Here is a 26,978-nt window from a genome sequence, read left to right on the forward strand (position 1 = left end):
GATTTGTAACGAGGGGAACGGATGATTAATGGAATTTAATCAATGGTTAAATGAAAGATTACATAAAACAATTGAATCGGGGTTATATCGAACGTTACGGACGATGACAAGCGCTCCTAATCCGAAAGTGAATGTCGACGGCACTCAGCAGCTTGTCTTTTCATCGAATAATTATCTAGGACTTGCAAATGACCGTCGCTTGATTTATGCTGCTGAGGAAATTTTACATGATTTTGGCGTAGGAAGCAGTGGGTCTAGATTAACAACAGGTCATTCAAAGTGGCATCAAAAGCTTGAGGAAAAAATCGCAACTTTTAAACAGACTGAAGCAGCTCTGCTCTTTTCTTCAGGATATTTAGCCAATGTCGGGGTTTTGTCGGCCATTCCAGAAGAAGGGGATGTCATACTAAGCGACAAATTAAACCACGCTAGTTTAATAGATGGCTGTCGATTGTCAAAAGCCGAAACGGTTGTTTATCAGCATGTTGACATGGAGGACCTTGAAGAAAAGCTTTCTGAAGCACAATCCTATAACCATCGTTTCATTGTAACAGATGGTGTGTTTAGCATGGATGGAAATATTGCTCCACTTGATAAGATCATGGCGCTTGCCAAGCGCTACAACGCCTTTGTAATTGTCGACGATGCCCATGCGACAGGGGTGCTAGGTGAGAATGGAAGAGGAACAAGTGAATATTTCAATCTGCGTCCTGATATTGTGGTTGGGACTCTTAGTAAAGCAGTTGGAACAGAAGGTGGTTTTGTTTGCGGCTCACAAGTGTTGATTGATTTTCTAAGAAATCATTCTCGCACTTTCATCTTTCAAACTGCGATGGCCCCCGCGATATGTGCGGCTTCCTATGCTGCGATTGAAATCATTGAGACCAGTGGGGATAAGCGGCAGCGATTACTCGCGAAGTCAGAACAGATTAGAAAAAGCTTGAAGGTGTTGGGATTTTCCCTCAAAGGCGAGGATACACCAATTATTCCCGTCATCATTGGGGATCCTTCCGCAGCCGAGCTTTTTGGTAAGAGATTGCAAGAGGAAGGAATCTTTGCACCAGCAATCCGTCCGCCTACTGTTGAGTGGTCTGAAAGCCGGATTCGCTTAACCGTAACAGCGGATCATAGTTCTGAGCAGATTGAGTATTTACTGGAGAGTTTTGAAAAAATTGGAAAACAACTGAGCATCATCTAAAGAAGGTGATGATGTTTTCGATAGCTGCCCAATAATCTGCTGAATTAGAAAAATGGGAAACAAAGAGGTGGATTGATGACCGAAAACCCTACGACCCGAAAAAATGGGAATCAAAGGGCTGGATTGATGTCCGAAAATCTTCCGACTTGAAAAAATGGGAAACAAAGAGTTGGATTGAAGCCCAAAAATCTTTCGACACGAAAAAATGCGAATCAAAGAGCTGGATTGATGCCCAAAAATCTTACGACCCGAAAAAATGGGAATCAAAGGGCTGGATTGATGCCGGAAAATCTTACGACCCGAAAAAATGGGAATCAAAGGGCTGGATTGGTGCCCGAAAATCTTTCAACCCGAAAAAATGGGAATCAAAGAGTCGGATTGATGCCCAAAAATCTTTCAACTTGAAAAAATGGGAATCAAAGGACTGGATTGATGCCCAAAAATCCTTCAAACCGAAAAAATGGGAATCAAAAAGTCCGATTGAATCCGAAAATCTGCTGACTCTATAACAATCGCTATCTATTTAAAATAAAGAGGTAAAAAATATGAAAACTAAACAAGCGGTAAAAATAAAACCATTAACTCTCACATCGCCAGAGTTTTTGAGAGATCCATATACAATATATAAGAAAATGCGCTCTACGAACCCAATCATAAAAATGTCAGCCTTCAAATACTCCGGTTGGTACGTAACCGGTTATGACGAGGCTGTAGCAATCTTAAAAAATACTAAATTTCAAAACCGCGTTCCCTTGCCTAAAGCCGGCACAAAATACGAGGCTTTGAAAACGATTCAAGAGGATATGCTTGTATTTAAAAATCAACTAGACCATAAGCGTTTGCGCTTGATTATGAGTAAAGGATTTAAACCGAACGCCATCGAAGGACTGCGAACATATATGGAAATAACGGCTCACGAACTGCTAGAAGATGTGAAAAATCAACACCATATCGATGTGGTTGCAGACTTAGCCTCTCCATTAGCAAGCCAGGTGATTGCAAAATTACTAGGAATACCAGAAGCGGATCGACATTTGTTCCGAAGATGGACGCTGGAGTTAATTCCAACGATTGATTTTACGCGGTCCAGGGACTTATTGGCTCATGGTAATGAAACGATTCAAGAGTTCGTGGATTATATGAAAAGTTTAATCCAACAGCGAAAGCAAGATCAACAGAATGATTTTATCAGTCAATTAATTAAAGAGGAACTGCAAGGGGAAACGATATCAGTTGGGGAACTGCTTTCTGCCTGTATCTTGCTAGTAATCGCAGGTCACGAGACAACTGTAAACCTCATTAGTAATGCAATCCTTTGTCTATTGAAAAATCCAGAGCAATTAAGTCTACTTAGGGAGAATCCAGGGCTAATTCAATCTGCGGTTGAGGAGGTTTTGCGGTTTGAAAGCCCAACGCAATTGACAGCTCGTGTTGCAGCTCAGGCAGTAGAGGTGAATGGAACAACTATTCAGCAAGGGGAGCAGGTCTATGTATTGCTTGGAGCAGCAAATCATGATCCAAAACAATACACGAATCCTGAACAATTTGATATAACAAGAAACCCAAATCCGCATATTGCGTTTGGGTTTGGCTCTCATTTTTGTTTAGGCGCAGCGTTGGCTCGACTTGAAGCCTCAGTTGCAGTCCAAGCGTTCCTAGAGAAATTCGAGCATATCAATTTAGCAACCGATCAGCCAAAATGGCGAAAGCTTGCCGGCTTCAGAGCACTCGAAGAACTAATCATCACAGTAAATTAAGGAAACTCCAACTAAAAAATCTAAAAGGACGACTTTTCTAAAGTACTAACATATAGAGAAGTCGTCCTTTTCCGTGAAACAAAACCTGTGAAACAAGAAAATTCGGGGCGTGCCTGTCACCTTACTGATCGGCAAATTTCCACCACATGATGGTTCCTGCAAATCCAAGTAAGCCGGTGGATAGCACAATCACAAAACTAACAATACCTATCGGTTCATTTTCCGCACCGGCAATCTGACTGTAGAGAGCGGGAATTGACCACGGAAAATAATACCCATGTCCTGCCGCAGCAATCACCTGCGCAAATACCAACGTAATAACCACAAAACCAAGTGGTGCCAAGTATCCACGACCGTAACTTGCAAAAAAAGCGACTGGGAAGCTTAAAGCAATTGTTAGCAGTGACGAAGTAACGAATTTAATAAAACCTTGTTGTGTAATTTCGGTTGAACCACTAGGCAGGTCGATTACGGAGCCGACAACTAAACCTAGCGAGAATACAAAGAGTGAAAGTAACGTACACCAAATGGCTGCTGCAATAAATTTCGCTATTACAATTGAAGATCTTGGTATCGAGATTGAAAGAAGATCTTTATAGGTCCGGTCAGAATATTCCCGACCAAAAATCCAACTGAAGATAAAACCAAAAATTAAAATTCCTCCAACTGCAATTGCTTGTGATAGCAAGCTATAATAAGAAGGCCAACTTGCCTCACCAACTAATTGGGCTTTTGCTCCTAGTAAACCGGTGGATTTTGCGAGCTCTGGATCTTTTAATACATACATAAAAAATCCGCCCAGCAGCGGAACAATTGTCAACGCAGCGATGGTTATCCAGAGGATTGTCGATTTTCTAATTTTTAATAATTCTCCATGTAAAGAAGCTTTTAGCTGTTTCATTACTGCTCATTTGCTCCTTTCATGCCGATTGTTCTAAGGAAAAAGGATTCTAAATCTTCCTCTTCCACTAGTAGCATTGAAGGTGGCATTCCTGCTGTGACCATCATCTCTGCAATTTTTTCTGGATGAGTGATAGCTTTTGGGTTATTTATTTCTAATATACCAGATGTGGTAAAACTAGAATGATAATTACCTTTCGCCAGGATCTCCTTTGTCAGGCGATTGTTTCTTGAGTTTATCAACAAACGTTTCAGTAAGAGTCGATCCAATTCATGAGAAGCGACTTCCCTGATAAGGCTACCATTATGGATAATTCCAATTTTTGATGCCAATTTGGAGATTTCACTGAGTATATGACTGGAAATAAAAATCGTCGTCCCATTGTTATTGGCAAGATTCTGTAACAACTCACGTATTTCAACGATCCCTGCAGGGTCTAATCCGTTTGCTGGTTCATCTAAAATAAGAATCTTTGGTTGGTGAAGAATTGCTTTCGCGATGCCGAGTCTCTGTCCATTACCTAATGAAAGATGTTTTGCTTTTTTATGTTTATATGTTGTTAATTCTAGCTGATCCATAATCTTCAAAATGGCATTTTTATCCTTTAATTGTCGTAATCGATAAGTCAACTCAAGGTTTTCTTGAACGGTAAGCTCGGGATAGGAGGCTGGGGCTTCGACCATATAGCCAACACTTTCCCACAATTTATTTTCTTTATAGCTCACCTTCGTCCCATCTATATAGCAAGCTCCGGATGTTGGGCGAATCATGCCTAATAACATACGAATCGTTGTGGTTTTTCCTGCACCGTTTAGCCCTAGGAAACCATATATTTCCCCTTTGTTTACGCCTAATGTCACGTTGTTAACGGCCAAAGTGCTTTTGTACTTTTTAGTAAGCTTCGTAGTAAGTATGGTTTCAGTCATGAACAGTCCTCCGTTATCAACAATCCGTCTACAATTAGACTAATACAATATGAAAAAGACTATGGCCATAAATTTTCATCGGCACTTTACTATCTTGTTAATGTTTAGTTATATCATAACATTATTAAAATGGAGGGAATAGAACTTCTCCTTCATTTGACATATAATTGAAACTTATTAATACTTGCTAATTATCATTTACAAAAGGAGTTGAATAAATTGGAAAGTTTGGATTTACACAATATTTTCGAACTCGTCCTTATCTTAGTAATGCTTGCAGCTGGGATTACGGCGATTGCAAAAAAGTTTAAACAACCATACCCAATTGCTCTCGTTATTATTGGGGCAATCATCGGGCTTGTAAATATTCCAGTCCTAGAGCCTGTGAAGACTTTTATCACTGAGGGTGAAGTATTTAATTTTGTTATTATTACCATTTTTTTACCTGCATTATTAGGTGAAGCAGCGTTTAAGCTCCCGATTAAACATTTAACAGAAAATAAAGCACCCATTCTAGCGTTGGCAATTGGTGGTACGTTCCTTTCTTTTATCATTACTGGTTTTGCTGGAATATGGCTACTCGATTTCTCTGTTCCAACCGCATTTGTGTTTGCTGCTTTAATGAGCGCTACTGATCCTGTCAGCGTTTTATCAATTTTTAAGAGTGTTGGGGTAAAAAAGAAACTTGCAATTGTGATTGAAGGAGAAAGTTTATTTAATGATGGATTGGCGGTTGTCCTTTTCAAAATATCTGCATTTTATCTACTTACATATTTGGACCTTGGATTTGAAGGTGTAGGGCACGGATTATGGGAATTTGTGAAAGTAATATCACTTGGCCTGATTGTCGGAGGATCATTAGGTTATGTTTTTTCGAAAATCACTCAATTTTTCGATGACTATCCACTGGAAATTATTTTTAGTATTATTCTATTTTACGGTTCCTTTTTAATTGCTGAAAGCTTGCATGCTTCAGGTGTTATCGCGGTTGTGGTGTCTGCCATCATTTTTGGTAACTATGGTGCCAAAATCGGAATGAGTCCCACTACTAAATTAAATATTAATAATTTTTGGGAGGTAACAGCCCTCCTTGCTAATTCACTAGTCTTCTTAATGGTCGGCTTAGAAATCACCATTATTGATGTCGCTGATAAATGGGGATTAATCATATTGGCGATTTTGATTGTATTAGTTGCTAGGAGCATTGCAGTGTATCTTAGTGTAGCTGTGATTAAAAACTTCCCAAATCCCTGGAAACATATCATTAACTGGGGTGGTTTGAAGGGGTCTCTTTCGATTGCCCTTGTCTTAAGCTTACCTAGAAATTTCGAGGGCCGCGAGGAAATTCTAATTTTAGCTTTTAGTGTGGTATTATTTTCACTTGTTGTTCAGGGTCTTACTGTTAAACCTCTACTATCGTGGTTAGGTGTGAATAAAAAGGAAGAAGGATTCCTTGAGTACGAAGAAATGATTGCGCGAGCTTATCGTTTAGAGGCTGCTATTAACGAGATTAACAAGGTGAAAAATGAATTATTTATCACCGAAAATGTAACAAAAGAAATGATCCAAAAATATGAAACAGAACTGTTAAAATTAAGAGCAGATTTGGACATACTCTTTCAAAAGTATCCTGAACTTAAACTAAAGCAGCAAGAAGTTCTTCAAAAACACTCCTTATATGCCCAACATGAAGCAATCGAGCGATTATATAAGGAAGAAGTAATATCATATGAAGTAGCCAATCAGCAGCAAGAAACAATAACGGATAAATTAGTGAAGTTCGACAAAGAGCATTGATTTAAAGGATCAATATAAGGAAGACAATCGTCTTCCTTTATTTTTTGCAATTTAGAATGTAATAGTATTACTATTTTACATAATGAACAGTATAATCATGGATGGGAGTTGAGACGAATGAATAAAAAAGACATCGCAAATATTCGTAAGGAATTTAAATTAGATAATCATCGGATGAGAATTCGAGAAATCTTAAACGTTTATGTGAAGAAGGAATCTGGAGAAATCTACCATCATATTTGTCAGCCGTTTCAAATGCTGGAGCAAGAGGCGCAGGAGTTATTTTTAACAAACTTCAAAAAGGTATTAACAGGTGATCTTGATACAAAACTATTCGAGCTAAAATTCCGACGGGATGTAGAAGGCAGCGCCCAAACGATTCTTTATGAAGGGTTACGATTGGATACTTCCGAGGATTGGATTGGAAATATGCTACAAATCGTTGAGAAGATGTATGCTCATACAGTGTTTGAATTTGATACGATGGTGACCTTCATTCGTGGAGAATACCGAAAACCATCAAGTAAACGTGACACTGATAATGAAACAGGCGGGGACGATGAAGTTTATGCAAACGAATTTATCCTTTGCAGTCAAAATAAAACTGACCAACCGAAAAAGGCTTTATTATTTGATTATATTGAGAAGGAATTCAAGCCAAATAACGCTTTTGACCCGATAATAAATTTAGCTTCACCATTATCAGGCTTTTTGTTTCCGGCGTTTACCGATAACGCTGCTGATGTAAATCATGTCCTTTATTGTGCTGGTAAAGTAAATCAGCCGGACGAGACCTTTGTCTTTGATGTTCTTGATTGTGAGGGCATTATTACAGCTGTCGAAAACAAAGATATTTTCGAACAAATCCTTGTGAATGTCATCGGAGACGAAGTGGATACTAGAGTGATTTCCAACGTTTATGGAGAAATCGACAAAATGATGCAGGTCGATGAAGAACAAGAAGAACCAGAAATTCCAATGGTCGATTATAAGGACGTTGAGAGGATCCTAAAGGTAAGTGGAGTAGAAGATGTTGATACGGCTAGGGTTGAACACGCCTTTAAAGCGGTTGTCGATGATGAAAAACACGAATTCAAAGCAAGCACGTTAATTCCTAAAAAAATCAAAATTAGCACACATGTGGCAGATGTTGCAATTAATCCGAAAGAACTGAACAAAGTGAAATATATTATGTACCAAGGGAAAAAATGTTTGTTGCTTGAGGTTGACGAGGATATTATTTTAGAAGGATTTAAGTTGGAAACGGAAGAACTATAAAATGAATCTTTGATTTTTGCTTTCTTACCAAAACTTTTCATATGCATGACAGTTGATTGATGTGGTATGGTTATAAGAGTGTTTACTGATAAAAGGAGATACTCTTTATGGAAATGGTAAAATCTATTACTCAATCAAAATCGTTATATCGATATATTCTTGTCGCGGGAATTGTGCTTGTCGCAATGAATTTACGCCCAGCGATTACTTCAATTGGTCCCTTGGTTGGCATGATACAGAAGGACTTAGGCCTTGTCCATTGGAGTGTAGGATTTTTAACAAGCCTACCGTTAATTGCTTTTGCGATCGTTTCACCAATGGTCCCGAAAATGGCTAAGATTTTATCCAACGAACGGTCATTAATACTTGGACTGTTAAGTTTGGTCGTGGGAATTATCATACGGTTTGTACCCATCACCTTTTTTCTTTTCGCAGGAACGTTGTTCGTAGGGATAGGGATTGCCATTTGCAATGTGCTATTACCGGTAATAGTGAAAGAAAAATTCCCGAACAGGCTAGGGTTGATCACAAGCGTTTATTCAACAGCCTTATCACTAATGGCAGCCATAGGCTCGGGTATAAGTGTTCCACTCGCTAACGGACTGAATCTAGGATGGAAAAATTCTTTAATTATTTGGGGAATCCCAGTTGTCGCAGCATTACTGATTTGGATTTTTCTTGATAAAAGAAACAATGGAACGGAGGAGAGCATTAAGCCTTCACGTTCAACTGGTAATCAAGTTTGGAGGTCACCACTTGCTTGGCAAATTGCCTTGTTCTTTGGATTCCAATCATTTATGTTTTATGTTACGGTCGCTTGGCTACCGGAAATAATGGTCAGTCGGGGCGTTAGCTTGGAAATGGCAGGATGGCTCTTATCTTTAACACAATTGGTAGGATTGCCATTTAGCTTTATTGTGCCGATGATTGCAGGGCGATTTCAATCCCAGCAATTGCTTGGGTTTGCGTTAAGCCTATGCTCAGTAATCGGCTTTGCAGGATTGCTATGGAATATATCCTATGAAATGATGGTATTAAGTAGTATGTTCCTAGGAATCGGTTTGGGTGGCTGTTTTCCATTGGCATTAACCTTCATCGGATTACGCGCCCGCGATGGTCGACAAGCTTCTGAGCTTTCCGGTATGTCACAATCAATAGGCTATATCTTAGCGGCAATTGGACCATTGTTCATAGGGTACTTGTACGATTTAACACACCAATGGACTGTACCACTTATCTCAATGATTATTATTTCACTATTAATGATTATTTTTAGTATGTTTGCTGGGCGGAATAAATACATTTATTAGTTTGGCGAAAATAAAGAAGCAGAAAACAAACTTGATTTACTCGGAGTTTGTCTTCTGCTTTTTTTGTTAATACTTCATTTCAATTTAGTACACAACCTCCAATTTGTTTTGGTTAATGTCCCAAAGGTTGATATCATAAAAATATTTAGCATTGTCAATTACGGTCTGATTTGTTGGAGGACAAGCGGCTTTTTCTTTAACATCTGTATACCATTCCCAATTTTTTGTGGCTGAATTGTAAAGATAAGCATCTCCTTTTATACAAATAAAATTAGAACCTGTACCTCCTAAACTGATACGCTTCGTAAAATATGCATTTCCTGACACTATTACAATCCCATTATTCCCATTGAAATTTATAGAAATGTCTGAATTAGTATTCAAATTATTAAACCACGCATTTCCACCAATTGATAAAACACCATTTCCGCTAATTGTAACGATCCCATCGAACCTAGTAGATCTGGATAATGCGGAGCTAGTTTGACCCGCAAGTTTGAATTCACTGGCTCTAATGGTTTCGTAAGGATAGGAATTTGGATCAGCAGGAGTTTTGCTTTGTCCTGGCTGTGTTGTCAGTACATCACCTTTATTATCAACCACATAATAAGCTGTAAGACTGGTGCTATCCTTCCCCTCGACATTTCCAGTGCTTAAAACGGGTATTTTCATACTCACAAATCCATCGCAAGTAGTATTGTTTTTGGAAACAATAGTTCGTCCTTCGGTTGGAGAATATCTAACTTGAAAGGAAAATTTGTTATTTTCATTCATCGTTTTCTTTTGCGGAAAAGGTGTTGCATTTAAACGTGCCGTAAGTTTCTCGCAAAAATTTTTGTCGTCAAGAGAGGGATCAGTGGATTTCGCCTCTATTCTAGCCTGTTTAATAATGTTTTGAAGAAAGGAATATCCATATTCAACTCCCATCTCAGCCATATCCTGAGATTGGGATGTTGTTTCACTTTTGCCTACTTGCTTCATGGTACTCATCGCTTTTGGAATCAGCACCATCGCAAATATTGAAATTATGACTGAAATCATAAGGACAATGAGCAATGTATACCCGTGCTCATTTTGATTATGCTTATACATAAGTTGTCTCCTTTAAGGGTCCCTACATTCTACTTATCGTTGTACTAATCTCAAACTGATTATTAGAATTATTTTTATCGATTAATTTCATGCTTTTGATTTTTAGCTTTTCCTTTTTTGTAAGGGTTGCTGTTAGTAATTGGCTATTGTTTGGATCAATCTGATAAGTTCTATTTCCACCTGTCATTTCAATAGCTATGTTATAACCTTGATTCGATAATTCTTGATTAGCGATGGTCATTGTCCATTCATTATTATTCATTCTTTTGTATTGAACATCATAGGTGGACGATCCGGAACTTGTATGCGCATTTGAGAACATAGCTATAATAAGATTAGCTTCCTGCCGCAAATTCACATGAGTATCGCTGACTTCCATACTCCGAATGGATTGGAAAAGAACACTAGAGATCAGCGCCATCAAGCTTAAAGAAATGGCTAGTGTTGCTAAAAGCTCTACTAATGTTATACCCTTTTGATTTCTAATCCTCATATTATATCTCCTGCCTAATGTAACCATAAGTTTCCGAAAGCAGTTTACGATTAGTTATGTCTTCAGAATCAAAGATTTGAACATGAACTATGGTTAAATTAAGGTAATCTGTATCTTTTGTTAATGTAATTTTAGGATAATAGTTTTTGTTGTTTTGTTTGAAAAAGCATGTAGAAGGGGACAGGGCATTAACTAATTCAATAGGGAAATTTCCACAATATAATGTTGTGGGAATAGGTTGCTTTTTATACTGCTCCTCTATGATATTTAATGTCTTTGAAGCTAAATTAAAAGCGACTAACTTGTCTTCATTTTTATCTGAAATAAAGACAGTTTGACTAAAGAAACTAAAAAAAGTTGTTAAAATAATGGTTACAAGCACTAGAGATACAAGCACTTCCATTAAAGTGAAACCGCTCTGTTTAGTACAGATTTTTTTAAAGTATGATTCTATGGTGATCACCATCCAAGTAGAATAGCAAAAATGTCGTAATGATTATTATATCAAAAAAACAAACAGTTGAATATGTGGATAAAGGACGTGGGTGATTTTTTTTCAAAAAAAAGCGGAAAAACATATACAACTAAACGCAATTTGCTTTGCTGAACGGACACCATATGCGTTATTTATAAAAAAATGAAGCATAAGATACAAGTTCTCATCGAAATAAGGCATCCAGTGTCCGATAAAATCAAAAAAATGCTAGAATTTTCAAATTAAGGTCACCCATGTCAGGTGAAAATATCGCTTACATTACAATTTGGTGGCATCCATTAGCCATACAAAAGAATTAAGCTGTGTAAATTCAACTGAAAAATGGTTTGCCTTAAGCATTGCTTCTAAAGAGGGTATGGTCGAATAATATTCTGTTGCAAGGTCTCTGGCTAAATTTAGATAACCTTTTAAATTCGCCTCATGTATTGCGGTCTGCTTGTGGGCATCACTAATAAAAACCGTATCAGCAAATACAATTTTACCTCCTGTTGCTAAAACTGACTGATATAGGGAAAATGCTGAAGCCTTTTCATCGTCCGTTAAGTGGTGGAAGGCGTATGTGCTTACGATGGCATCAATTGGTTCATGAATGTTATAGCTTAGAAAATCCCCGTTTAGGATGTTAACGTTTGTTAATTTTTCCAATGCCTTCTCGCGCATAGCCAAGGATGGTTCAAATCCAATAACTTTGTTATTTGAATTTAGCAATTTCTCGGTTAAATTCCCGGTCCCTACCCCAAATTCAATAATCTTCCCCTGAACACGATCTGCCACAGCCTGCAAAATCCGGTCATAATTCTTAAACACAGCACGATATTCTTTGTCATCACCCAATACAGTTTGGTCATACGTATCAGCCCATTCATCAAACAACTCTATAAATTCAAGACCCATATATACCTCCGCCTTCATTTTATTAATTAAGCATACTCATCAGTATAGTATGAATTTAAAAGCTGACTTGTAACGTGATTGAAACAGGGAAAGTTGAATATATTTCCAATGTGTTGTAATATTCAGAGTATTAACAATAATTTCAAAATTATATATTGGTATGATTTTTAGATAAAAAACATTGTAGGGGGTTCACACATTGGCTACTAGAAATTATCGATGGAGCAACAAGCAATTAAGAGACCACGTTAAGGTACTCGACGAGATAATCACTCCACATATTGTCTTGAAAAACGCTACGTATTTAAATACATATTTACAGCAGTGGTTGGTTGCGAATGTTTGGATTTATGATGACCGAATTGTGTATGTTGGTGAGAAACTACCAGAAAATCAGAAGGGGTACGAGTTGCTTGATTGTGAAGGGAATTATATTGTGCCTGGATACATTGAGCCCCACGCGCACCCGTTTCAGTTATACAATCCTGTTACATTAGCAAAACATGCAGGGCAATTTGGGACTACAACTTTAATAAATGATAACTTAAATTATTTCTTGGCGCTGCCTACTGAAGTAACTTTTGATTTATTAAAAGAATTCAAAAATCTACCTTCAACTATGTACTGGTGGTGTCGTTTCGATGCTCAAACTGAGCTGCCCAATAATGATATGATTTTTAATACAGAAGATATTATTAATTGGCTCGAGCATGATTCGGTGCTGCAGGGGGGAGAGCTGACCGCATGGCCCAAACTGTTAAATGGCGATGACACGATGCTTTCCTGGGTTCAAGAGGCAAAGAGCTTAAATAAAAAAGTAGAAGGGCATTTTCCGGGAGCTTCTGAACGAACTTTAGCAAAAATGATGTTAATCGGCGCAGATTGTGATCATGAAGCCATGACCGGTCAAGAGGCATTGACGCGGTTGAAGCAGGGCTATACGGTTTCACTAAGGAATTCATCGATTCGACCAGATTTAGAGGTATTATTAAAGGAATTGCTCGAGTTGGGTATTGAAAGGTTTGACCGTTTTTTCTTTACTTCAGACGGTTCGCATCCGTATTTTTATGAAAATGGGATGACAGATGAACTAATTAAAATGGCAATTTCTCAAGGCATACCATTAATTGATGCATATCTCATGTCAAGCTATAATGTTGCTCGCTATTATAATATGGAGCATTTGCATGGCTCGATTGCGACAGGGCGTATCGCAAATATCAATATTTTAGATAGCAGAGACAATCCAACACCAATCAGCGTTTTAGCAAAAGGAAAATGGATTAAGCGAGACGGAGCGGGTCAACTCGATTCCTCGTCTATTGAGTGGGAGAAATATCAGTTATCCCCGCTTAAATTTAATTGGACCTTACAGAAAGAGGATTTGCGTTTCGTGAGTTCAACGGGAATTCAATTGGTGAACAATGTGATTACGAAGCGATATGAGACAAGTGTCGATTTATCTGCGGATGAGCTACCTCTTGAAAGTGATGAGTTATTCCTAATGATGGTTGCCCGTGACGGATCGTGGAGGGTCAACACCGTCGTGAAAGGCTTTGCTCAAAGAGTGGGTGGTTTTGTAAGTTCGTATTCTGGTACGGGTGATTTCTTAATTATGGGTAAAAGAAGGTCTGACATGCTGCTCGCGTTTACGCGGATGCAAGAGCTTGGCGGCGGGTTGGTCCTAGTTGAAGACAATCAAATCCTCCATGAAATTCCGTTGTCGTTAATCGGACTTATGTCAGATGAGGAAATGCATATATTAATTGATCGAGAGAAAAAATTAATAGAGTTACTTAAAGAAAGAGGCTATCAATACGATGACCCAGCATTTACGCTTTTATTCTTCTCTGCCACTCACTTACCTTTCATTAGATTAACCCCGAGTGGACTATACGACGTAAAAAACAGGCAAGTATTAGTACCTCCAACAAAACGAATATACCAAACAAATTAACTAGGTGCCTGTCACCGCCCGAATTTTCTTGTTTCACAGATTTTGTGAAACAAGATTTTCCGGGCGGTGACAGGCACCTTTTTTACTTTTATATACAGTTTTTAAAAATTCTTTCAAAATAATAAAATAATGTGAAAAAAATATGAACGTTTAATTCCTTGGAAGGTTTAGTTCAGTGTTTGTCGAATTCGTAGACTTGTGGATAGTTATTATTTAAGAAGCGAGGAGGAAAGTTTATATTCTGATATAACTTAGTGGGGGCTGAGTTATTAAACTTTTTTGTGTCGATAACCAAAGGTAAAGTACATAACTATCGGCAGCAAAAATACGTGAAGAAGTTAAGGCGACATAGTAAAAAAGTAATACCTACTAGAAACGATGCCTTTAATAAAGGATAAGGACCAAATGAATGGAGGAAACTATTAATGAGTGGAAAAGGCTATAATTTTAAGAAAAAAATGAATATTAATAAACAAAAGTCTATTTATAAAACAAAGAGACTTATGAAAGCATATTTGATTTCTAGTATGCTACTTTTGCCAATGGCAAACGTTGTTGGGGCTGAATCAGTGACTACCCCTGGTCAAATGTTAATTAATCCTACTATTGAAGTACAAGCAGTTAGTGCACAAAGTATAGCTGAGGTGCAGCTATTAACAGATGTCTCGTTGAATGCTACACTGACTGAAGCAGTAGATTATTACAATCTTCTATTAGATATGGATGGTAAAGGCTTGGCAGATGCTGAACTGTTAACTCCAGATCGTGTAGTTGCATTTTATGCACCAGAATTAGCAGGGAAATTTGTTGATGAGGAAATACTAGCTGATGTTAGTGTAGATATCCTACCAGTTACAGTGAATGATTTACCTACACTAAAAGGTGCGCTTGATCCTTTAATGATAACTGTTAATGTAACTTTAACTACTTTATTAGATCGATTAGCATGGTTGGCTTCTAATCCACTACTTGGTGTTGAAGGGTTAGAGGAATTAGAGTCTGCAATTGATGCGTTAAACAATGTAGACAGTGCTTTAGTTGATTTACTAGATTATCAAGATCAAGTAGTTGTAACAATAAACCCAGATGGAACACTCGTTGTTGACTTTGGTGATGGTTTAGGTAATCATGTTGAAACTTTAGTAAATGATGTTGTTGTGGATCTATTAACTGATTTAACAGTTGCAATTAATGGATTAAAGATTACCGGTTATACAGGACCATTACTTAATCAGATTCTTGACCCAGTAAAAGCATTATTAACTCAAGTTCAACCTGTAATTACTGGATTAACTGATGGTACTATTGACCTAACGAATGATCTAGCTGGTGCCCAAGTAATTGGTCACACAGATGTAACGCTAAATGCAAAAGTTGCTAAGCCTGCTGAAATTGATGGGGACGTTACAATTAAAGCTGTAGGAGTTAGTACTACTGCAATAGATGCTGCTTTATTTACAGACGCTACTGGTTCAGATACTGTGACATTTGATGAGGATACAGATGCCGACGCGGATGCCGACGCGGATGCAGATGCTGACGCCGATGCGGATGCAGACGCGGATGCGGATGCGGATGCAGATGCTGACGCCGATGCAGATGCAGACGCCGATGCAGATGCAGACGCCGATGCGGATGCTGACGCCGATGCAGATGCAGACGCGGATGCGGATGCTGACGCGGATGCGGATGCCGACGCGGATGCGGATGCCGACGCGGATGCGGATGCCGACGCGGATGCGGATGCGGATGCTGACGCGGATGCCGATGCAGATGCAGACGCGGATGCGGATGCGGATGCTGACGCCGACGCGGATGCTGACGCCGATGCCGACGCTGATGCAGATGCGGATGCTGACGCGGATGCAGATGCAGACGCCGATGCAGATGCAGACGCCGATGCAGATGCAGACGCCGATGCAGATGCCGACGCGGATGCAGATGCCGACGCGGATGCGGATGCAGATGCCGATGCAGATGCAGACGCCGACGCTGACGCCGATGCAGATGCAGACGCCGATGCTGATGCGGATGCTGATGCGGATGCTGACGCCGACGCCGACGCGGATGCTGACGCCGATGCGGATGCCGATGCAGACGATGACAAAGCTCCAAATACAAATACAAACACAAACACAAACACAAACACTAAAACAACAGGAAATTTACCAAATACTGCTTCATCAATGTGGAATACTGGTTTACTTGGGTTGAGTGCAGTACTTGCTGGACTAGCTGCAAGAATGTTTGGTAGAAGAAAACAGTCATAATTTTATAGATTGAAGGGACAAGTGGTAAGTTTCTCACTTGTCCCTTCATTATTCAATAAATGGTGGTGACAGAATGTGTTAGCAACTAGGACAAACACTATAGATATTTTATTAGAACAAATCTACAACTATATTAAATCAACAAAGCAATATGAAGAGCTAAAACCGAAAAGTGAATGCGTCTTGTTCCTTTCTGTTGGATATAAAAACCAGCGTGCTGATGTAATTAATGTAAAGCACCATAATTTTGAATTTGCTTGGAAAGTATTGATGAAGCATGCTAAGAAATATTTTAAAAATAGTAAAAATATAACTTGTATAAAAGTAGACTGGGTGACAGATTACGAAAAACTTTCGGTAATCGATTTTATAAACATGATGACCGAAACGAGAAAGAACTACTTTAGAATAGGAATTAGCTTTGATTCCTCATTTACCTACGCATTTCTCGAACAAGAAATAAATGGAAATGCAATAATCCAAATTGATCCGAAAACGAAAAGAGGATATTTAAATGAGATCAATATCCAAAACTACATCCAAAACCACCGAAAAGAATTAGCTAAAATTAATTTTAATAAAGTAAAAAATGTTATTACTTTTAATACACAAGGGTTTTACTGCGACAAACATGGTTGCTATTCGTTAAAAATCTCAGAAAAGGACCATGGAAGGCGAGATACTTCGTTAGATGCTAAGGAAGTTAAGACACTGATTCAAAGTGGTCAAAGACGCCTAAAACAATTATGCAAACCTAATGGTCAATTTATCTATGGCTACTTTTCATGCTTTGATAAAGAAATTAACTTTTATAATATGTTAAGACATGCCAGTACACTTTACGCTATGACAGAAACTTATGAGCTTTTTCCTGATACCGAACTAAAAGAAAGTATTGAACGAGGTTTACGTTACTTATTATCAGATAGAATTTATTATGAAGATCAAAAGGCATATGTAATAGATGATGGAAATGAAAATTCGCAAGAAATCAAACTTGGTGCCAACGCAGCTGCCATTCTTGCTTTAACAAAATATATCGAAGTAATTGATCGAAATAATAATCAATTTTTGTCTGCTGCACAAGCGTTGGCAAATGGGATTGTAGATCTTCAACAAGAGAATGGGAACTTTATCCATGTACTGGAGTATCCTTCTTTACAAATTAAAGAAGCATTTAGAATTGTATATTATGATGGTGAAGCTGCATTTGCACTCATGAGGCTTTACAATCTTGATAGTGATATGAAATGGATTTCCTGTGTAAAAAAAGCGTTTGAATATTTTATTGAAAAGGATTATTGGAAATATCATGACCATTGGCTAAGTTACTGTACAAATGAATTAATAAAATTTGAACCAAAAAGACAATACTTTGAATTTGGATTAAAAAATACGGAGGATAAATTAGATTTTATTTATGATCGGATTACAACATATCCTACCTTTCTTGAGCTAACAATGGCTACGTTTCAAATGATTGAACGGTTAAAGCAAACTGAGTTTAGCTCAATCCTTGAGTCGTTTGATGAAGAAAAATTGTTGAAAACCATTCATAAACGGGCTGAATATCAGCGGAATGGCTTTTTTTACCCAGAACTAGCAATGTATTTTAAGAACCCAGAGCGAATTGATGGCGGATTCTTTATAAGACATCATTCATTCCGGATGAGAATTGATGATATTGAGCATTATTTATCTGGATATTGTACGTATTATAAACGTTTCTTTGTGTAATCTGCGAATATAATACAATTATTCAAATACTTGACGAGAAACACCTATCGGCACAAAGTCGGTAGGTGTTTTTGCGATTGCCACTTGATCTTGTGAAACAATCCCTGTGAAACAAGAAAATTCGGGCGGTGACAGGCACCATATGCCTTTCCGTTTTTTTCCTTTTTGAATAGTTTGTTATGGACAGATTATTTTAGAAGGGGAATGATGATGATGAGTGATAATAACGGTATGCAGCCAAGTAAGCTATGTGAGGAGTTTGCTAGAATATTAGACGCAACACCCGCAGTAATTAATGGTGTTTGCACGGCGACGCGATCTCGGACAAACCTCCGCCCAACAGTATTGGGACGTAGAGCAGAATCCTTCATGTTTATTCCACAGGCCTTTTCGTTTGAAAATGTGGACAGGGATGGACGGGCTCTTTGTTTAGGAGAAACCGTAATACTTCAAGAGGAAATCAATCCATTTATCTCGATTTTAAGAGAAAATAGAATTCTTGTTACTGCAGTCCACAACCATTGGTTATTTGATGACCCTCGTCTTATGTATATTCATTTTGAGACGATTGCGAATCCACTTGAATTTGCACGAAGAGTAAGAGAAGCGCTTAATGTATTAACTGATAAGACTATTGGCGATTCACGTAGGGATAATCGTTCTGAAAATAGTAATGCGGAAAGACTATGTGATAGGTTTCAAAGAATACTAGGTGGAAGCCATACGTTTGAAAATGGAGCTTGTATGGTTATGCGAGCAAGAAATGATATTCGTCCACGAATTCTAGGTGAACGAGCAAGATCGTTCCTTCTCATTCCGCAAATGTTTGCTTTCGAATCTTTATCTTCAGACGGTAGAGCTCTATGTAGTGGAGAGTCGGTTCTGCTAGAAGAAGAGTTTAATCCTTTAGCCAGCGAGCTACGGGAACGTAATATCATTATTACGGCTTTCCATAATCATTGGCTTTTCGATGACCCTAAGCTCATGTATATTCATTTTGTGAAAATAGATAATCCAATACAATTTGCGAGGGATGTCAGAGATTCGTTTGAGGTAATCGAATAATGAAAAATTCCCCAAAATTGTAATATTCAAAAAAGAATCCCTATTTAGGAGCGTAGGAAATAATATCCTCGCTCCTATTATACATGGTATTTTTTCAAAAATTGGTAATACTACCCTTAATAATCTAACCGTGGGTGAGTATGTATGCGTATTAACAGAAAATCTATAAGGCTCAAAAAGAAAAAAGCTGAAAATGAGAAAGTACAGAATACTACGCCTACTCTAGAAAAAATTCTGGAATCCAATTTAGAGTTAATCAAGCAAATCTTTAACAATGATGAAACAATTAGAATTCGCAAGTTTCAAAATAAATTTTTTCCTAGTGCAAACTTTTGTGTGATTTATATTGATGGGATGGTTAATACAGAATTAGTGAATGAAAATATTATCCAACCAATTATGAAGAATAATTTAACTGAGGAGATTTCAACAAGGCATCTTCTCGAAGAATTAGAAAGTAAAATCATCGTCTCAAATCGCATCGAAAAAACTCAGGAAATAAATAAAATCGTCAGTTCAATTATCAGTGGAGATACTGTGTTCTTAATAGATGGCTATGATGTGTCCTTAATGATTGAATCTAAGGGCTGGGTAACTAGAGCGATAACCGAGCCTGAATCAGGTAAGGTTGTACGTGGACCCCGAGAAGGATTTACGGAATCAATCATTGTCAATCTTAGCTTGATTAGAAGAAAAATAAATAATCCAGACTTAAAGTTTAAGTTTAAAGAGATTGGCGAACGGACACGAACCAAAACGTGTGTTTGCTATATCGAGGGTTTAGCACTAAAGGAAGTGATTAGTGAACTTGAAAGGCGACTAGATGAGATAAACATTGACGGGATTCTTGATTCTGGTTATATACAAGAGTTAATTGAAGATGCACCGTTGTCATTGTTTGAAACAGTAGGATATAGTGAAAGACCAGATGTCATTGCGGCAAAATTACTGGAGGGAAGGGTCGCGCTAGTTGTCGATGGGAGTCCCTTTGTGTTGACAGTACCATATGTTCTCATTGAAGGGTGGCAAGCGAACGAAGATTATTATAGTAAGTTTATTTTTGCTTCATTTTATCGGCTATTAAGAACGGTTAGTGTTTTTATAGCATTAGGGTTACCGGCAATTTATCTGTCATTGTCCTGTTTTCATCAAGAAATGCTCCCAACAAGATTGTTACTTAGTATGTCTGCATCTCGTCAAGGCGTCCCCTTTCCAACCGTTATCACTTTAATCGGCATGCTTTTAGTATTTGATGTTATTCGTGAAGCGGGAATTAGAATGCCTGCTCCGATTGGTCAAGCAGTAAATATAGTCGGGACATTAGTGTTAGGGCAAGCAGCGGTTGAAGCAAAATTAGTAAGTGCACCCGTGGTTATTGTTACGGCTATATCTGGAATGATGACTTTATTAAGCCCTACTACGATAGGCATGGTCATCTTAGTCCGCTATTTTTTAATCTTACTATCCGCCTTTTTGGGTATTTATGGATATATTTTTGGGATGATATTAAGTGTACTACATATGTTAAACATCCGGTCGTTTGGTGTCCCTTATATGTTAGGTATTACCTCAGTGAAAAATCATAATGGACAGGACATATGGATTCGATCTCCGTGGTGGTCGATGACCTTGCGACCAAAACTAATTGGTGCTAAGAACTTGGTAAGACAAACCCGAAATAAGGGGTAGGTATAGATAAGTTATGAGACCTAGAAATGAGTTTAGGCTATTGTTTGTCGTTGTATTATGCCTGTCTTTACTTACAGGGTGCTGGAATTATCGTGAAATTGAAGAAATGTTGATTGTTGGTGGAGTAGCCGTTGATAAAGGAAAAAACGGAGAATATCAAATAACTGTAGAAACTTTTCTAATCGAAGGTGGACAAGAAGCAAAAATAACTTCTAAGCAGTTTTCTATGAATGGCAAGACTATTTTTGATGCGGTACGCAATGAAATCTCCATATCAGGAAAAAGACTTTATTGGAGTCATGCAAAGGTTGTAATTTTAAGCAAAGAGGTAGCTGAAGAAGGAATATTGAAGTTTCTCGACTGGTTTCAACGTGACTCAGAAACAAGGGCGGACCTTAAAATCTTGATTTCTAAGGAGAAGACTGCGAAGGAGATTCTTTCAGGTGAAAAGTCATTCTACGAAATTAAGACAATTGAACTTGAAGAAATGATCAATAACCAGGAATCCTTAGGTAAAACACCTGATATTGAGATTTGGAAGATTATAAATGATATTGAGTCACCTGGAATTGCTGCAATATTGCCAGTAATATCCTTTAAAGGGAAAATTCCAATAATGCTGGGGACTGCAATGTTTAGAAAGGATAAGCTGATTGGTTTTCTCGATGGCCTTCAAACTCAAAATCTTCTTTTTATTAGAGATGAAATAAAAGGTGGATTACTCGTGGTGGGAAAAAACGATTCGTTATTACCAACTGCTGTATCAATGGAAATTTTTAAAAGCAAAACCAAAATCACACCGGTAATCAATAAGGATGATATTTCCTTCAAAATAAAAATAGAAACGACTATGGCAATTGATGAAATTGGTGGGGAAGAAAACTACACAGATTTTCAGCAAATAAAAAAGGTACAGAAGAGCGTGGAAGAAATGTTAAAGGAAAGAATTGAGAACTTTGTAGCAGAAGTACAAAGGGATTATGGGGTTGATGTGTTTGGATTTGGTTCCAAATTTAGAGATGAAAATCCACAGTTATGGAATGAAATAGGCGATGATTGGGAAAATCGATTTAAGGATTTGACAGTCGACGTATCGGCGAAAGTTCACATAAAAGGAAGCGGAATGATGTCAGAATCATTAAAAATGGGAGATTAATGTGATTATAATACCTTTGATATTTTATACTTTATTAGTTATTTATGAGTTTGTTCCATTATATAAACAAAAACTTTGGCGGGATTTTTGGGTAAATCTTAGTCTCGGAATGATTTCATTCGCATTTGCCGTCGTGATAGCCCTAGGGGTAGATGTCCCAAGTCCAGCAATCCCAATTCAAAACATGATACTATCACTTCTTGGAAAGTAGGTAAAAAATGAGAAGGGAGCAAATAACTAATAAAGAGGCTATCTGTCTTCTAATCATATTTTATATGGGTAGTTCGTTCATTCTTGGCATTGGTGGGGCTGCGAAAAATGATGCTTGGATAAGCGGAATATTGGGGCTTTTATCATCTATACCAATTATCATGGTTTACGCGAGGTTGTTGGCCCTTTTTCCAAAAAAGGGTTTATTTGATATTTTGGAATTGCTGTTTGGGAAAATATTAGGAAAAGTTATCTCCATATTTTATATATGGTACTCTTTTCACCTTGGGGCACTTGTAATTAGAAATTTTGGCGAATTTATTAATACTGCCGCTTTACCTGAAACCCCAATTTTTATTCCGATGATTTGTTTAGGGATATTGAGTATTGTTGCAGTAAGATCAGGTATTGAAGTAATGGGAAGAATAAGTGCATATATTTTGCCAGTATTATTCTTTTTACTATTTGCTATTCAAATTATGGGTATACCATCATGGAACTTTCACCATATTAAGCCCATACTTGGCAACGGCTGGCTTCCTGTACTCAAGGGTAGTTTTTCGACTTTTGCCTTTCCATTTGCTGAATCCGTTGTATTATTGGGTGCTTTTTTTTCATTAAAAACAAGCAAGGCGCCTTATAAAGTTTATTTTACCAGTACCATCATCGCTGGACTTTTAATCATCATCATTACGATACGAAATATATTAATTTTAGGTGGTATTCTTCCGAAGCTATATTTCCCATCACATGTAGCTGTAAGTAGGATTAGCGTCGGTGAATTCTTGCAGCGAGTGGAAATATCTGTTGCGGTTGTATTAGTATTTGGTGTTTTTATAAAAAGCAGTATATGTCTGTATGTCACAAGCTTAGGCATCGCAAAATTATTTAACTTAGCTGAGTATCGTTCTATTGTAATTCAACTAGGACTAATTATGGTTTATTTCGCCTATACATTATATGGGAATATATTTGAAATGAGGATTTGGGCATTTGAGGTTTATCCATATTATGCTTTTCCATTTCAGGTTATAGTCCCGTTGGTAATGCTACTCTTTGCAGAGGTGAAATGTAGGAGGGTAAATAAAAAGGACAGTCATTCGGTGGAAACATGAGGATATAACTTAAAATTCATTATATAATCAATAGCACAACTATTTTATAGTCGTGCTTTTTTGTAGCATATTTTAGAATAAAACACCGCACTTAATGACGGGAGTTTCAGTTTATGGGAGAATAGGGCATAACTAGAACAAAAAACAGGAGGAAATCTATTGAAATATATCATTTTTGATTTTGACGGAACACTAGCTGACTCATATAATGTCCTAATGCATGCCTGGAACACAATCGCAGACCAATACAATTTTGAGCGGGTGCAAAAAGAAGATTTGATCACTGCCAGAAATTTATCAATCCAGGAAAGAGCGAAGAAGTATCGCTTTCCAATGCATAAAATGCCCATCGTCATTCCGAAAATTTACCGATATTTTAACGAACATATTGGCGAGGTTAAGCTATTCGATGGCATAAAAGAAATGCTGGATACACTATCTCAAAAAGGCTTTACCATTATCATTTTGTCATCAAATGCTAAAGAAAATATTGAGCTATTGCTTCAGCAAGAAAAGATTGAAAGTGTTTCGCAAGTGTTAACTTCAAGTAAAATCTTTGGGAAAGATACTGTGCTAAAGAAATTTATGAAGCAGCAGCAAGTGAGGCAAGAAGAAATCCTATATGTAGGAGATGAAGTTCGAGACATTCTTGCCTGCAACAAGGTTGGTATACCATTTATGTGGGTGAGCTGGGGAATCGATGGAGAAGAATTGATAAAAAAGGAAAATCCCAAATACCTCGTCCATACACCAGAACAGTTAGTTGAAGTCTTAAGCTGAATCAACAACCGTGAAACAAACTCGTGAAACAAGAAAATTCGAGGGGTGCCTGTCACCATTACTTTTATATTACATATTATTTTATGTTTCTCGAAGTTTAATAGTATAATACAACTCAATTAATAGAATAACGAACAAAAAACTAGTGTGGTAGCTCTTGCGCACTAGTTTTTTTCATTCATAGCCCTGATGAATTTTTGATAGTATCAAGTTTATGGCGTTGCTGTGAAACATATTGTGAAACAAGAAAAATCGGGGCGTGCCTGTCACCGATTATTTGTTAGTAAATGAATATAGTAATATAATAAGGTGTAAGTTGGGTTCAAATCTAGCAATTGAAGATTCAGGAGACGATTCATGATGAAACAAGTTATGGAAAATAGCCTTTTTATGAATACATTTAATTTCTCGGCTATTGGAATGGCAATCGTATCTATGGATGGTAAGTGGTTAAAGGTCAATTCATCTTTATGCAAAATTCTAGGATACTCTGAAACTGAAATTGAACAAAAAACTTTTCAAGAAGTTATCTATCTGGCAGACATAGAATTGCACATTAAGAATAATGAAAAACTCTTAACTGATGAAATTAAATATTATGAAATAACAAATCGTTTTATCCATAAGTCAGGTAAAATAGTGTGGGGAATACTGACTGTTAGGTTAGAAAAAGATGAAAATAATCAACCACTTTACTATATATCTCAAATTCAAGATGTTACGGAACAAAAAGAGTTAAAAGACAAATTGAAGGAAAGTAATAATCGTTATCGAAATCTAATACAATATTCTCCAGAACCGATGGCACTCTATTGTGAAGGTAAGCTTACGTATATTAATGAAGAGGGAAGAAAATCTTTAGGGGCAAATAGTGTACGCGAATTAATCGGAAGGAATATTGAAGATTTTATTCATCCAGATTATAAAGACATCGTTTTCCGACGAATTGAGAGAATGATTAAAACCAATAAACAATTGAAACCATATGAAATGAAATTTATCAGATTAACTGGAGAAGAAATTGATGTAAGAATTTCTTCAAATCCGATTAATCAGCACGGAAAAAAAGAGGTTCTTGTAATTTTTTCAAATATTACACAACGTAAAAATATGGAAAAAGAATTACAAAAAAGCAATGAAATAATAAAAGAGAGCGAAGAACGCTACCGTACCTTAGTAGAGTCCTCTGCAAATGGGATTGTCCTACATCAAGAAGGGAAAATCATATATGCTAACCCTAGTTTTATTAAAATGGTTAAGGCAGAATCTGAAGATAAAATAATTGGTCAACCGATTATCAACTTTGTCCATCCAGATTATCATCAAATTGTTAATGAAAGGATTCAAACATTAAATAGAAATCTTCGTGTTGGTGCTATTGAAGAAAAATATATAAGGTTAGACGGTAAAGTGATTGATGTTGAAGTAATTGCCGCTCCAGTTGAATACATGGATAAGCCAGCCTTTCAAGTGGTCATCCATGATATTACAAAAAGAAAAGAAATGGAGAGGAAATTAATAAATTCTCAAGAACAATATCGTTCTGTTGTTGAAAATGTGAAAGAAGTCATTTTTCAAACGGATGATCATGGGAATTTGACATTTTTAAATCCGGCATGGACTAGGATTACTGGATATCAAGTCAACGAAAGTATCGGAAATCATGTTTTTCAAAAAGTTTATCAACTGGATCGAGAAGAAATAAACCAGCACTTTCAATCGTTAATTAACGGTGAAACAGAATACTTTGGAAAAGAAATTCGTTATAAAACAAAAGCAGGCCGATACTGTTGGGTTGAAATGTTTGCTCGAGTAGTAATAAATGATCAAGGGGAAATAGTCGGTACATTAGGTACATTGAATGACATTACAACGCGTAAGGAATCTGAAGCAGAATCAATCACAAATAATGAGCGTTTTCAATTGCTCGCCGAATACTCAAGTGATATGTTATCCATGCATGATATAGATGGAAAATACCTTTATGCATCACCCGCATGTAAAGAAATTCTTCAATATCATCCTGAAGAATTGGTCGGAAATGATGCCTTTTTATATATTCATCCGAATGACCGCGACATGATCACAATGGATAATGCCTATGTTATGCTAAATGGCTACAATGTATCAACCTATCGAATTCGTCGAAAAGATGGAGAATATGTTTGGCTTGAATCAGCAACTAAATTGTTAAATGAAATTCATACTGGTGAACAAAAACTGATAGTCGTGTCACGCAATATAACCGAACGAAAATTGACTGAACAGAAGCTTCAAAAAGCAAACGAAATCCTCAAGCATCTGTCCACCATTGATGGATTAACGAGTGTCTCTAATCGCCGCGCTTTTGATGAGCGTTTAGAAATTGAATGGAATCGCGCGATGCGAACCTCTAGGCCGTTATCACTCATAATGTTTGATATAGATTATTTTAAAGCATATAACGATACTTACGGACATCAAGGCGGAGATGGTTGCCTAAAACAAATCGCTAGCACGATTGAAGAAACGATAGGCCGATCGACTGATTTCATTTGCCGGTATGGAGGAGAGGAGTTCTGCGCTATTTTACCTGAAACGAATAAAGACGGGGCTAAAATAGTAGCAGAGAAAATCAGAGTTGCTGTTGAGTCGTTAAAAATTCCTCATTCTGGATCGAAAATTCAGCCATGGGTGTCGATTAGTGTAGGAACAGCCACGATGATACCATCCCAATATACATCTTTGCTAAATTTAATTTCTAATGCCGATAAAGCCGTTTATCAAGCAAAACATTTAGGACGAAACTGTGTTTGCAGCTATCAATAAAACTTGATTAACTTAGGGCATATTGCCTAGTTAGGTGCGTTCTCAGTAA

The 26,978-nt window shown here is 37.4% G+C and carries 21 protein-coding genes; 15 read left to right on the forward strand and 6 right to left on the reverse strand.

Features of this window, described 5'->3' with window-relative positions:
- Positions 1–28: 28 nt before the first annotated feature.
- The 3 genes from bioF (at position 29) to FXW34_RS05315 (ending at position 2,955) form a co-directional block, all read left to right on the forward strand.
- Positions 29–1,198, forward strand: a complete 1,170-nt coding sequence (bioF, locus tag FXW34_RS05305) for an 8-amino-7-oxononanoate synthase (RefSeq protein ID WP_147532923.1) — start codon at positions 29–31, stop codon at positions 1,196–1,198.
- A gap of 146 nt (positions 1,199–1,344) precedes the next feature.
- Positions 1,345–1,707 carry a hypothetical protein gene (locus tag FXW34_RS05310; RefSeq protein ID WP_147532924.1) on the forward strand — a complete coding sequence of 121 codons (363 nt, stop codon included), beginning with the start codon at positions 1,345–1,347 and terminating at the stop codon, positions 1,705–1,707.
- A gap of 36 nt (positions 1,708–1,743) precedes the next feature.
- A complete protein-coding gene (locus FXW34_RS05315) occupies positions 1,744–2,955 on the forward strand; it encodes a cytochrome P450 (protein ID WP_147532925.1) in 1,212 nt (403 codons plus the stop codon).
- A gap of 121 nt (positions 2,956–3,076) precedes the next feature.
- On the opposite strand, the gene FXW34_RS05320 is transcribed toward FXW34_RS05315, so the two are convergent.
- The gene (locus FXW34_RS05320) at positions 3,077–3,856 is read right to left on the reverse strand and encodes an ABC transporter permease (RefSeq protein WP_147532926.1); all 780 of its coding nucleotides are present in this window, start codon (positions 3,854–3,856) and stop codon (positions 3,077–3,079) included.
- Positions 3,856–4,782 (reverse strand): ABC transporter ATP-binding protein, encoded by a 927-nt coding sequence (locus tag FXW34_RS05325; RefSeq protein ID WP_147532927.1) that lies wholly within the window; start codon positions 4,780–4,782, stop codon positions 3,856–3,858. Before FXW34_RS05325 ends, FXW34_RS05320 begins: the two co-directional genes overlap by 1 nt.
- Before the next feature lie 219 nt (positions 4,783–5,001).
- On the opposite strand from FXW34_RS05325, the gene FXW34_RS05330 reads away from it, so the two are divergent.
- The 3 genes from FXW34_RS05330 to FXW34_RS05340 all read left to right on the forward strand — a co-directional run bounded on the left by FXW34_RS05330 (position 5,002) and on the right by FXW34_RS05340 (position 9,167).
- Positions 5,002–6,579: a Na+/H+ antiporter gene (locus FXW34_RS05330; protein ID WP_147532928.1), complete on the forward strand. Its 1,578-nt coding sequence runs from the start codon at positions 5,002–5,004 to the stop codon at positions 6,577–6,579.
- Positions 6,580–6,696: 117 nt separating this feature from the next.
- The gene (locus tag FXW34_RS05335) at positions 6,697–7,857 is read left to right on the forward strand and encodes a DUF4317 domain-containing protein (RefSeq protein WP_147532929.1); all 1,161 of its coding nucleotides are present in this window, start codon (positions 6,697–6,699) and stop codon (positions 7,855–7,857) included.
- 107 nt (positions 7,858–7,964) lie between these two features.
- Positions 7,965–9,167 (forward strand): CynX/NimT family MFS transporter, encoded by a 1,203-nt coding sequence (locus FXW34_RS05340; protein WP_147532930.1) that lies wholly within the window; start codon positions 7,965–7,967, stop codon positions 9,165–9,167.
- 84 nt (positions 9,168–9,251) lie between these two features.
- On the opposite strand, the gene FXW34_RS05345 is transcribed toward FXW34_RS05340, so the two are convergent.
- The 4 genes from FXW34_RS05345 to FXW34_RS05360 all read right to left on the reverse strand — a co-directional run bounded on the left by FXW34_RS05345 (position 9,252) and on the right by FXW34_RS05360 (position 12,142).
- Positions 9,252–10,148 (reverse strand): hypothetical protein, encoded by an 897-nt coding sequence (locus FXW34_RS05345; protein ID WP_147532931.1) that lies wholly within the window; start codon positions 10,146–10,148, stop codon positions 9,252–9,254.
- A 133-nt stretch (positions 10,149–10,281) separates the two neighbouring features.
- Entirely contained in the window at positions 10,282–10,752 is a 471-nt protein-coding gene (locus FXW34_RS05350) for a PulJ/GspJ family protein (protein WP_187118841.1), read from the reverse strand.
- A 1-nt stretch (position 10,753) separates the two neighbouring features.
- The gene (locus FXW34_RS05355; protein WP_147532933.1) at positions 10,754–11,218 is read right to left on the reverse strand and encodes a prepilin-type N-terminal cleavage/methylation domain-containing protein; all 465 of its coding nucleotides are present in this window, start codon (positions 11,216–11,218) and stop codon (positions 10,754–10,756) included.
- 288 nt (positions 11,219–11,506) lie between these two features.
- The gene (locus FXW34_RS05360) at positions 11,507–12,142 is read right to left on the reverse strand and encodes a class I SAM-dependent DNA methyltransferase (protein WP_147532934.1); all 636 of its coding nucleotides are present in this window, start codon (positions 12,140–12,142) and stop codon (positions 11,507–11,509) included.
- A gap of 199 nt (positions 12,143–12,341) precedes the next feature.
- Here FXW34_RS05360 and FXW34_RS05365 point away from each other — a divergent pair, with 199 nt between their 5' ends.
- The 9 genes from FXW34_RS05365 to FXW34_RS05410 all read left to right on the forward strand — a co-directional run bounded on the left by FXW34_RS05365 (position 12,342) and on the right by FXW34_RS05410 (position 26,929).
- Positions 12,342–14,099 (forward strand): adenine deaminase C-terminal domain-containing protein, encoded by a 1,758-nt coding sequence (locus FXW34_RS05365; RefSeq protein ID WP_147532935.1) that lies wholly within the window; start codon positions 12,342–12,344, stop codon positions 14,097–14,099.
- A 425-nt stretch (positions 14,100–14,524) separates the two neighbouring features.
- Positions 14,525–16,369, forward strand: a complete 1,845-nt coding sequence (locus tag FXW34_RS05370) for an adhesive domain-containing protein (protein WP_147532936.1) — start codon at positions 14,525–14,527, stop codon at positions 16,367–16,369.
- Positions 16,370–16,444: 75 nt separating this feature from the next.
- Positions 16,445–18,106 (forward strand): hypothetical protein, encoded by a 1,662-nt coding sequence (locus FXW34_RS05375; protein WP_147532937.1) that lies wholly within the window; start codon positions 16,445–16,447, stop codon positions 18,104–18,106.
- A 213-nt stretch (positions 18,107–18,319) separates the two neighbouring features.
- Positions 18,320–19,171: a DUF1259 domain-containing protein gene (locus FXW34_RS05380; protein WP_246140874.1), complete on the forward strand. Its 852-nt coding sequence runs from the start codon at positions 18,320–18,322 to the stop codon at positions 19,169–19,171.
- A gap of 144 nt (positions 19,172–19,315) precedes the next feature.
- The gene (locus FXW34_RS05385) at positions 19,316–20,860 is read left to right on the forward strand and encodes a spore germination protein (RefSeq protein ID WP_147532938.1); all 1,545 of its coding nucleotides are present in this window, start codon (positions 19,316–19,318) and stop codon (positions 20,858–20,860) included.
- A gap of 13 nt (positions 20,861–20,873) precedes the next feature.
- Positions 20,874–22,016 (forward strand): Ger(x)C family spore germination protein, encoded by a 1,143-nt coding sequence (locus FXW34_RS05390; RefSeq protein ID WP_147532939.1) that lies wholly within the window; start codon positions 20,874–20,876, stop codon positions 22,014–22,016.
- A 218-nt stretch (positions 22,017–22,234) separates the two neighbouring features.
- Positions 22,235–23,341: a GerAB/ArcD/ProY family transporter gene (locus tag FXW34_RS05400; protein ID WP_147532941.1), complete on the forward strand. Its 1,107-nt coding sequence runs from the start codon at positions 22,235–22,237 to the stop codon at positions 23,339–23,341.
- Between the two features lie 159 nt (positions 23,342–23,500).
- Complete coding sequence (locus FXW34_RS05405; RefSeq protein ID WP_147532942.1) at positions 23,501–24,121, forward strand: HAD-IA family hydrolase; 621 nt, start codon at positions 23,501–23,503, stop codon at positions 24,119–24,121.
- Positions 24,122–24,478: 357 nt separating this feature from the next.
- Positions 24,479–26,929, forward strand: coding sequence for a sensor domain-containing diguanylate cyclase (locus FXW34_RS05410; RefSeq protein ID WP_147532943.1), 2,451 nt, complete (start codon positions 24,479–24,481; stop codon positions 26,927–26,929).
- Positions 26,930–26,978 lie beyond the last annotated feature (49 nt).

Origin of the sequence: Bacillus marasmi, assembly GCF_902168435.1 — a bacterium.
In the GTDB taxonomy this organism is placed as follows: domain Bacteria; phylum Bacillota; class Bacilli; order Bacillales; family Cytobacillaceae; genus Bacillus_BU; species Bacillus_BU marasmi.

Excerpts from the sequence above, each read along its gene's own strand:
- FXW34_RS05360 (WP_147532934.1), bottom strand. The coding sequence starts at position 12,142 with ATGGGTCTTGAATTTATAGAGTTGTTTGATGAATGGGCTGATACGTAT.
- FXW34_RS05335 (WP_147532929.1), top strand. The coding sequence starts at position 6,697 with ATGAATAAAAAAGACATCGCAAATATTCGTAAGGAATTTAAATTAGAT.
- FXW34_RS05315 (WP_147532925.1), top strand. The coding sequence starts at position 1,744 with ATGAAAACTAAACAAGCGGTAAAAATAAAACCATTAACTCTCACATCG.
- bioF (WP_147532923.1), top strand. The coding sequence starts at position 29 with ATGGAATTTAATCAATGGTTAAATGAAAGATTACATAAAACAATTGAA.
- FXW34_RS05385 (WP_147532938.1), top strand. The coding sequence starts at position 19,316 with ATGCGTATTAACAGAAAATCTATAAGGCTCAAAAAGAAAAAAGCTGAA.
- FXW34_RS05390 (WP_147532939.1), top strand. The coding sequence starts at position 20,874 with ATGAGACCTAGAAATGAGTTTAGGCTATTGTTTGTCGTTGTATTATGC.
- FXW34_RS05355 (WP_147532933.1), bottom strand. The coding sequence starts at position 11,218 with ATGGTGATCACCATAGAATCATACTTTAAAAAAATCTGTACTAAACAG.
- FXW34_RS05410 (WP_147532943.1), top strand. The coding sequence starts at position 24,479 with ATGATGAAACAAGTTATGGAAAATAGCCTTTTTATGAATACATTTAAT.
- FXW34_RS05325 (WP_147532927.1), bottom strand. The coding sequence starts at position 4,782 with ATGACTGAAACCATACTTACTACGAAGCTTACTAAAAAGTACAAAAGC.
- FXW34_RS05370 (WP_147532936.1), top strand. The coding sequence starts at position 14,525 with ATGAGTGGAAAAGGCTATAATTTTAAGAAAAAAATGAATATTAATAAA.
- FXW34_RS05380 (WP_246140874.1), top strand. The coding sequence starts at position 18,320 with ATGAGTGATAATAACGGTATGCAGCCAAGTAAGCTATGTGAGGAGTTT.
- FXW34_RS05345 (WP_147532931.1), bottom strand. The coding sequence starts at position 10,148 with ATGAAGCAAGTAGGCAAAAGTGAAACAACATCCCAATCTCAGGATATG.
- FXW34_RS05350 (WP_187118841.1), bottom strand. The coding sequence starts at position 10,752 with ATGAGGATTAGAAATCAAAAGGGTATAACATTAGTAGAGCTTTTAGCA.
- FXW34_RS05320 (WP_147532926.1), bottom strand. The coding sequence starts at position 3,856 with ATGAAACAGCTAAAAGCTTCTTTACATGGAGAATTATTAAAAATTAGA.
- FXW34_RS05400 (WP_147532941.1), top strand. The coding sequence starts at position 22,235 with ATGAGAAGGGAGCAAATAACTAATAAAGAGGCTATCTGTCTTCTAATC.
- FXW34_RS05340 (WP_147532930.1), top strand. The coding sequence starts at position 7,965 with ATGGAAATGGTAAAATCTATTACTCAATCAAAATCGTTATATCGATAT.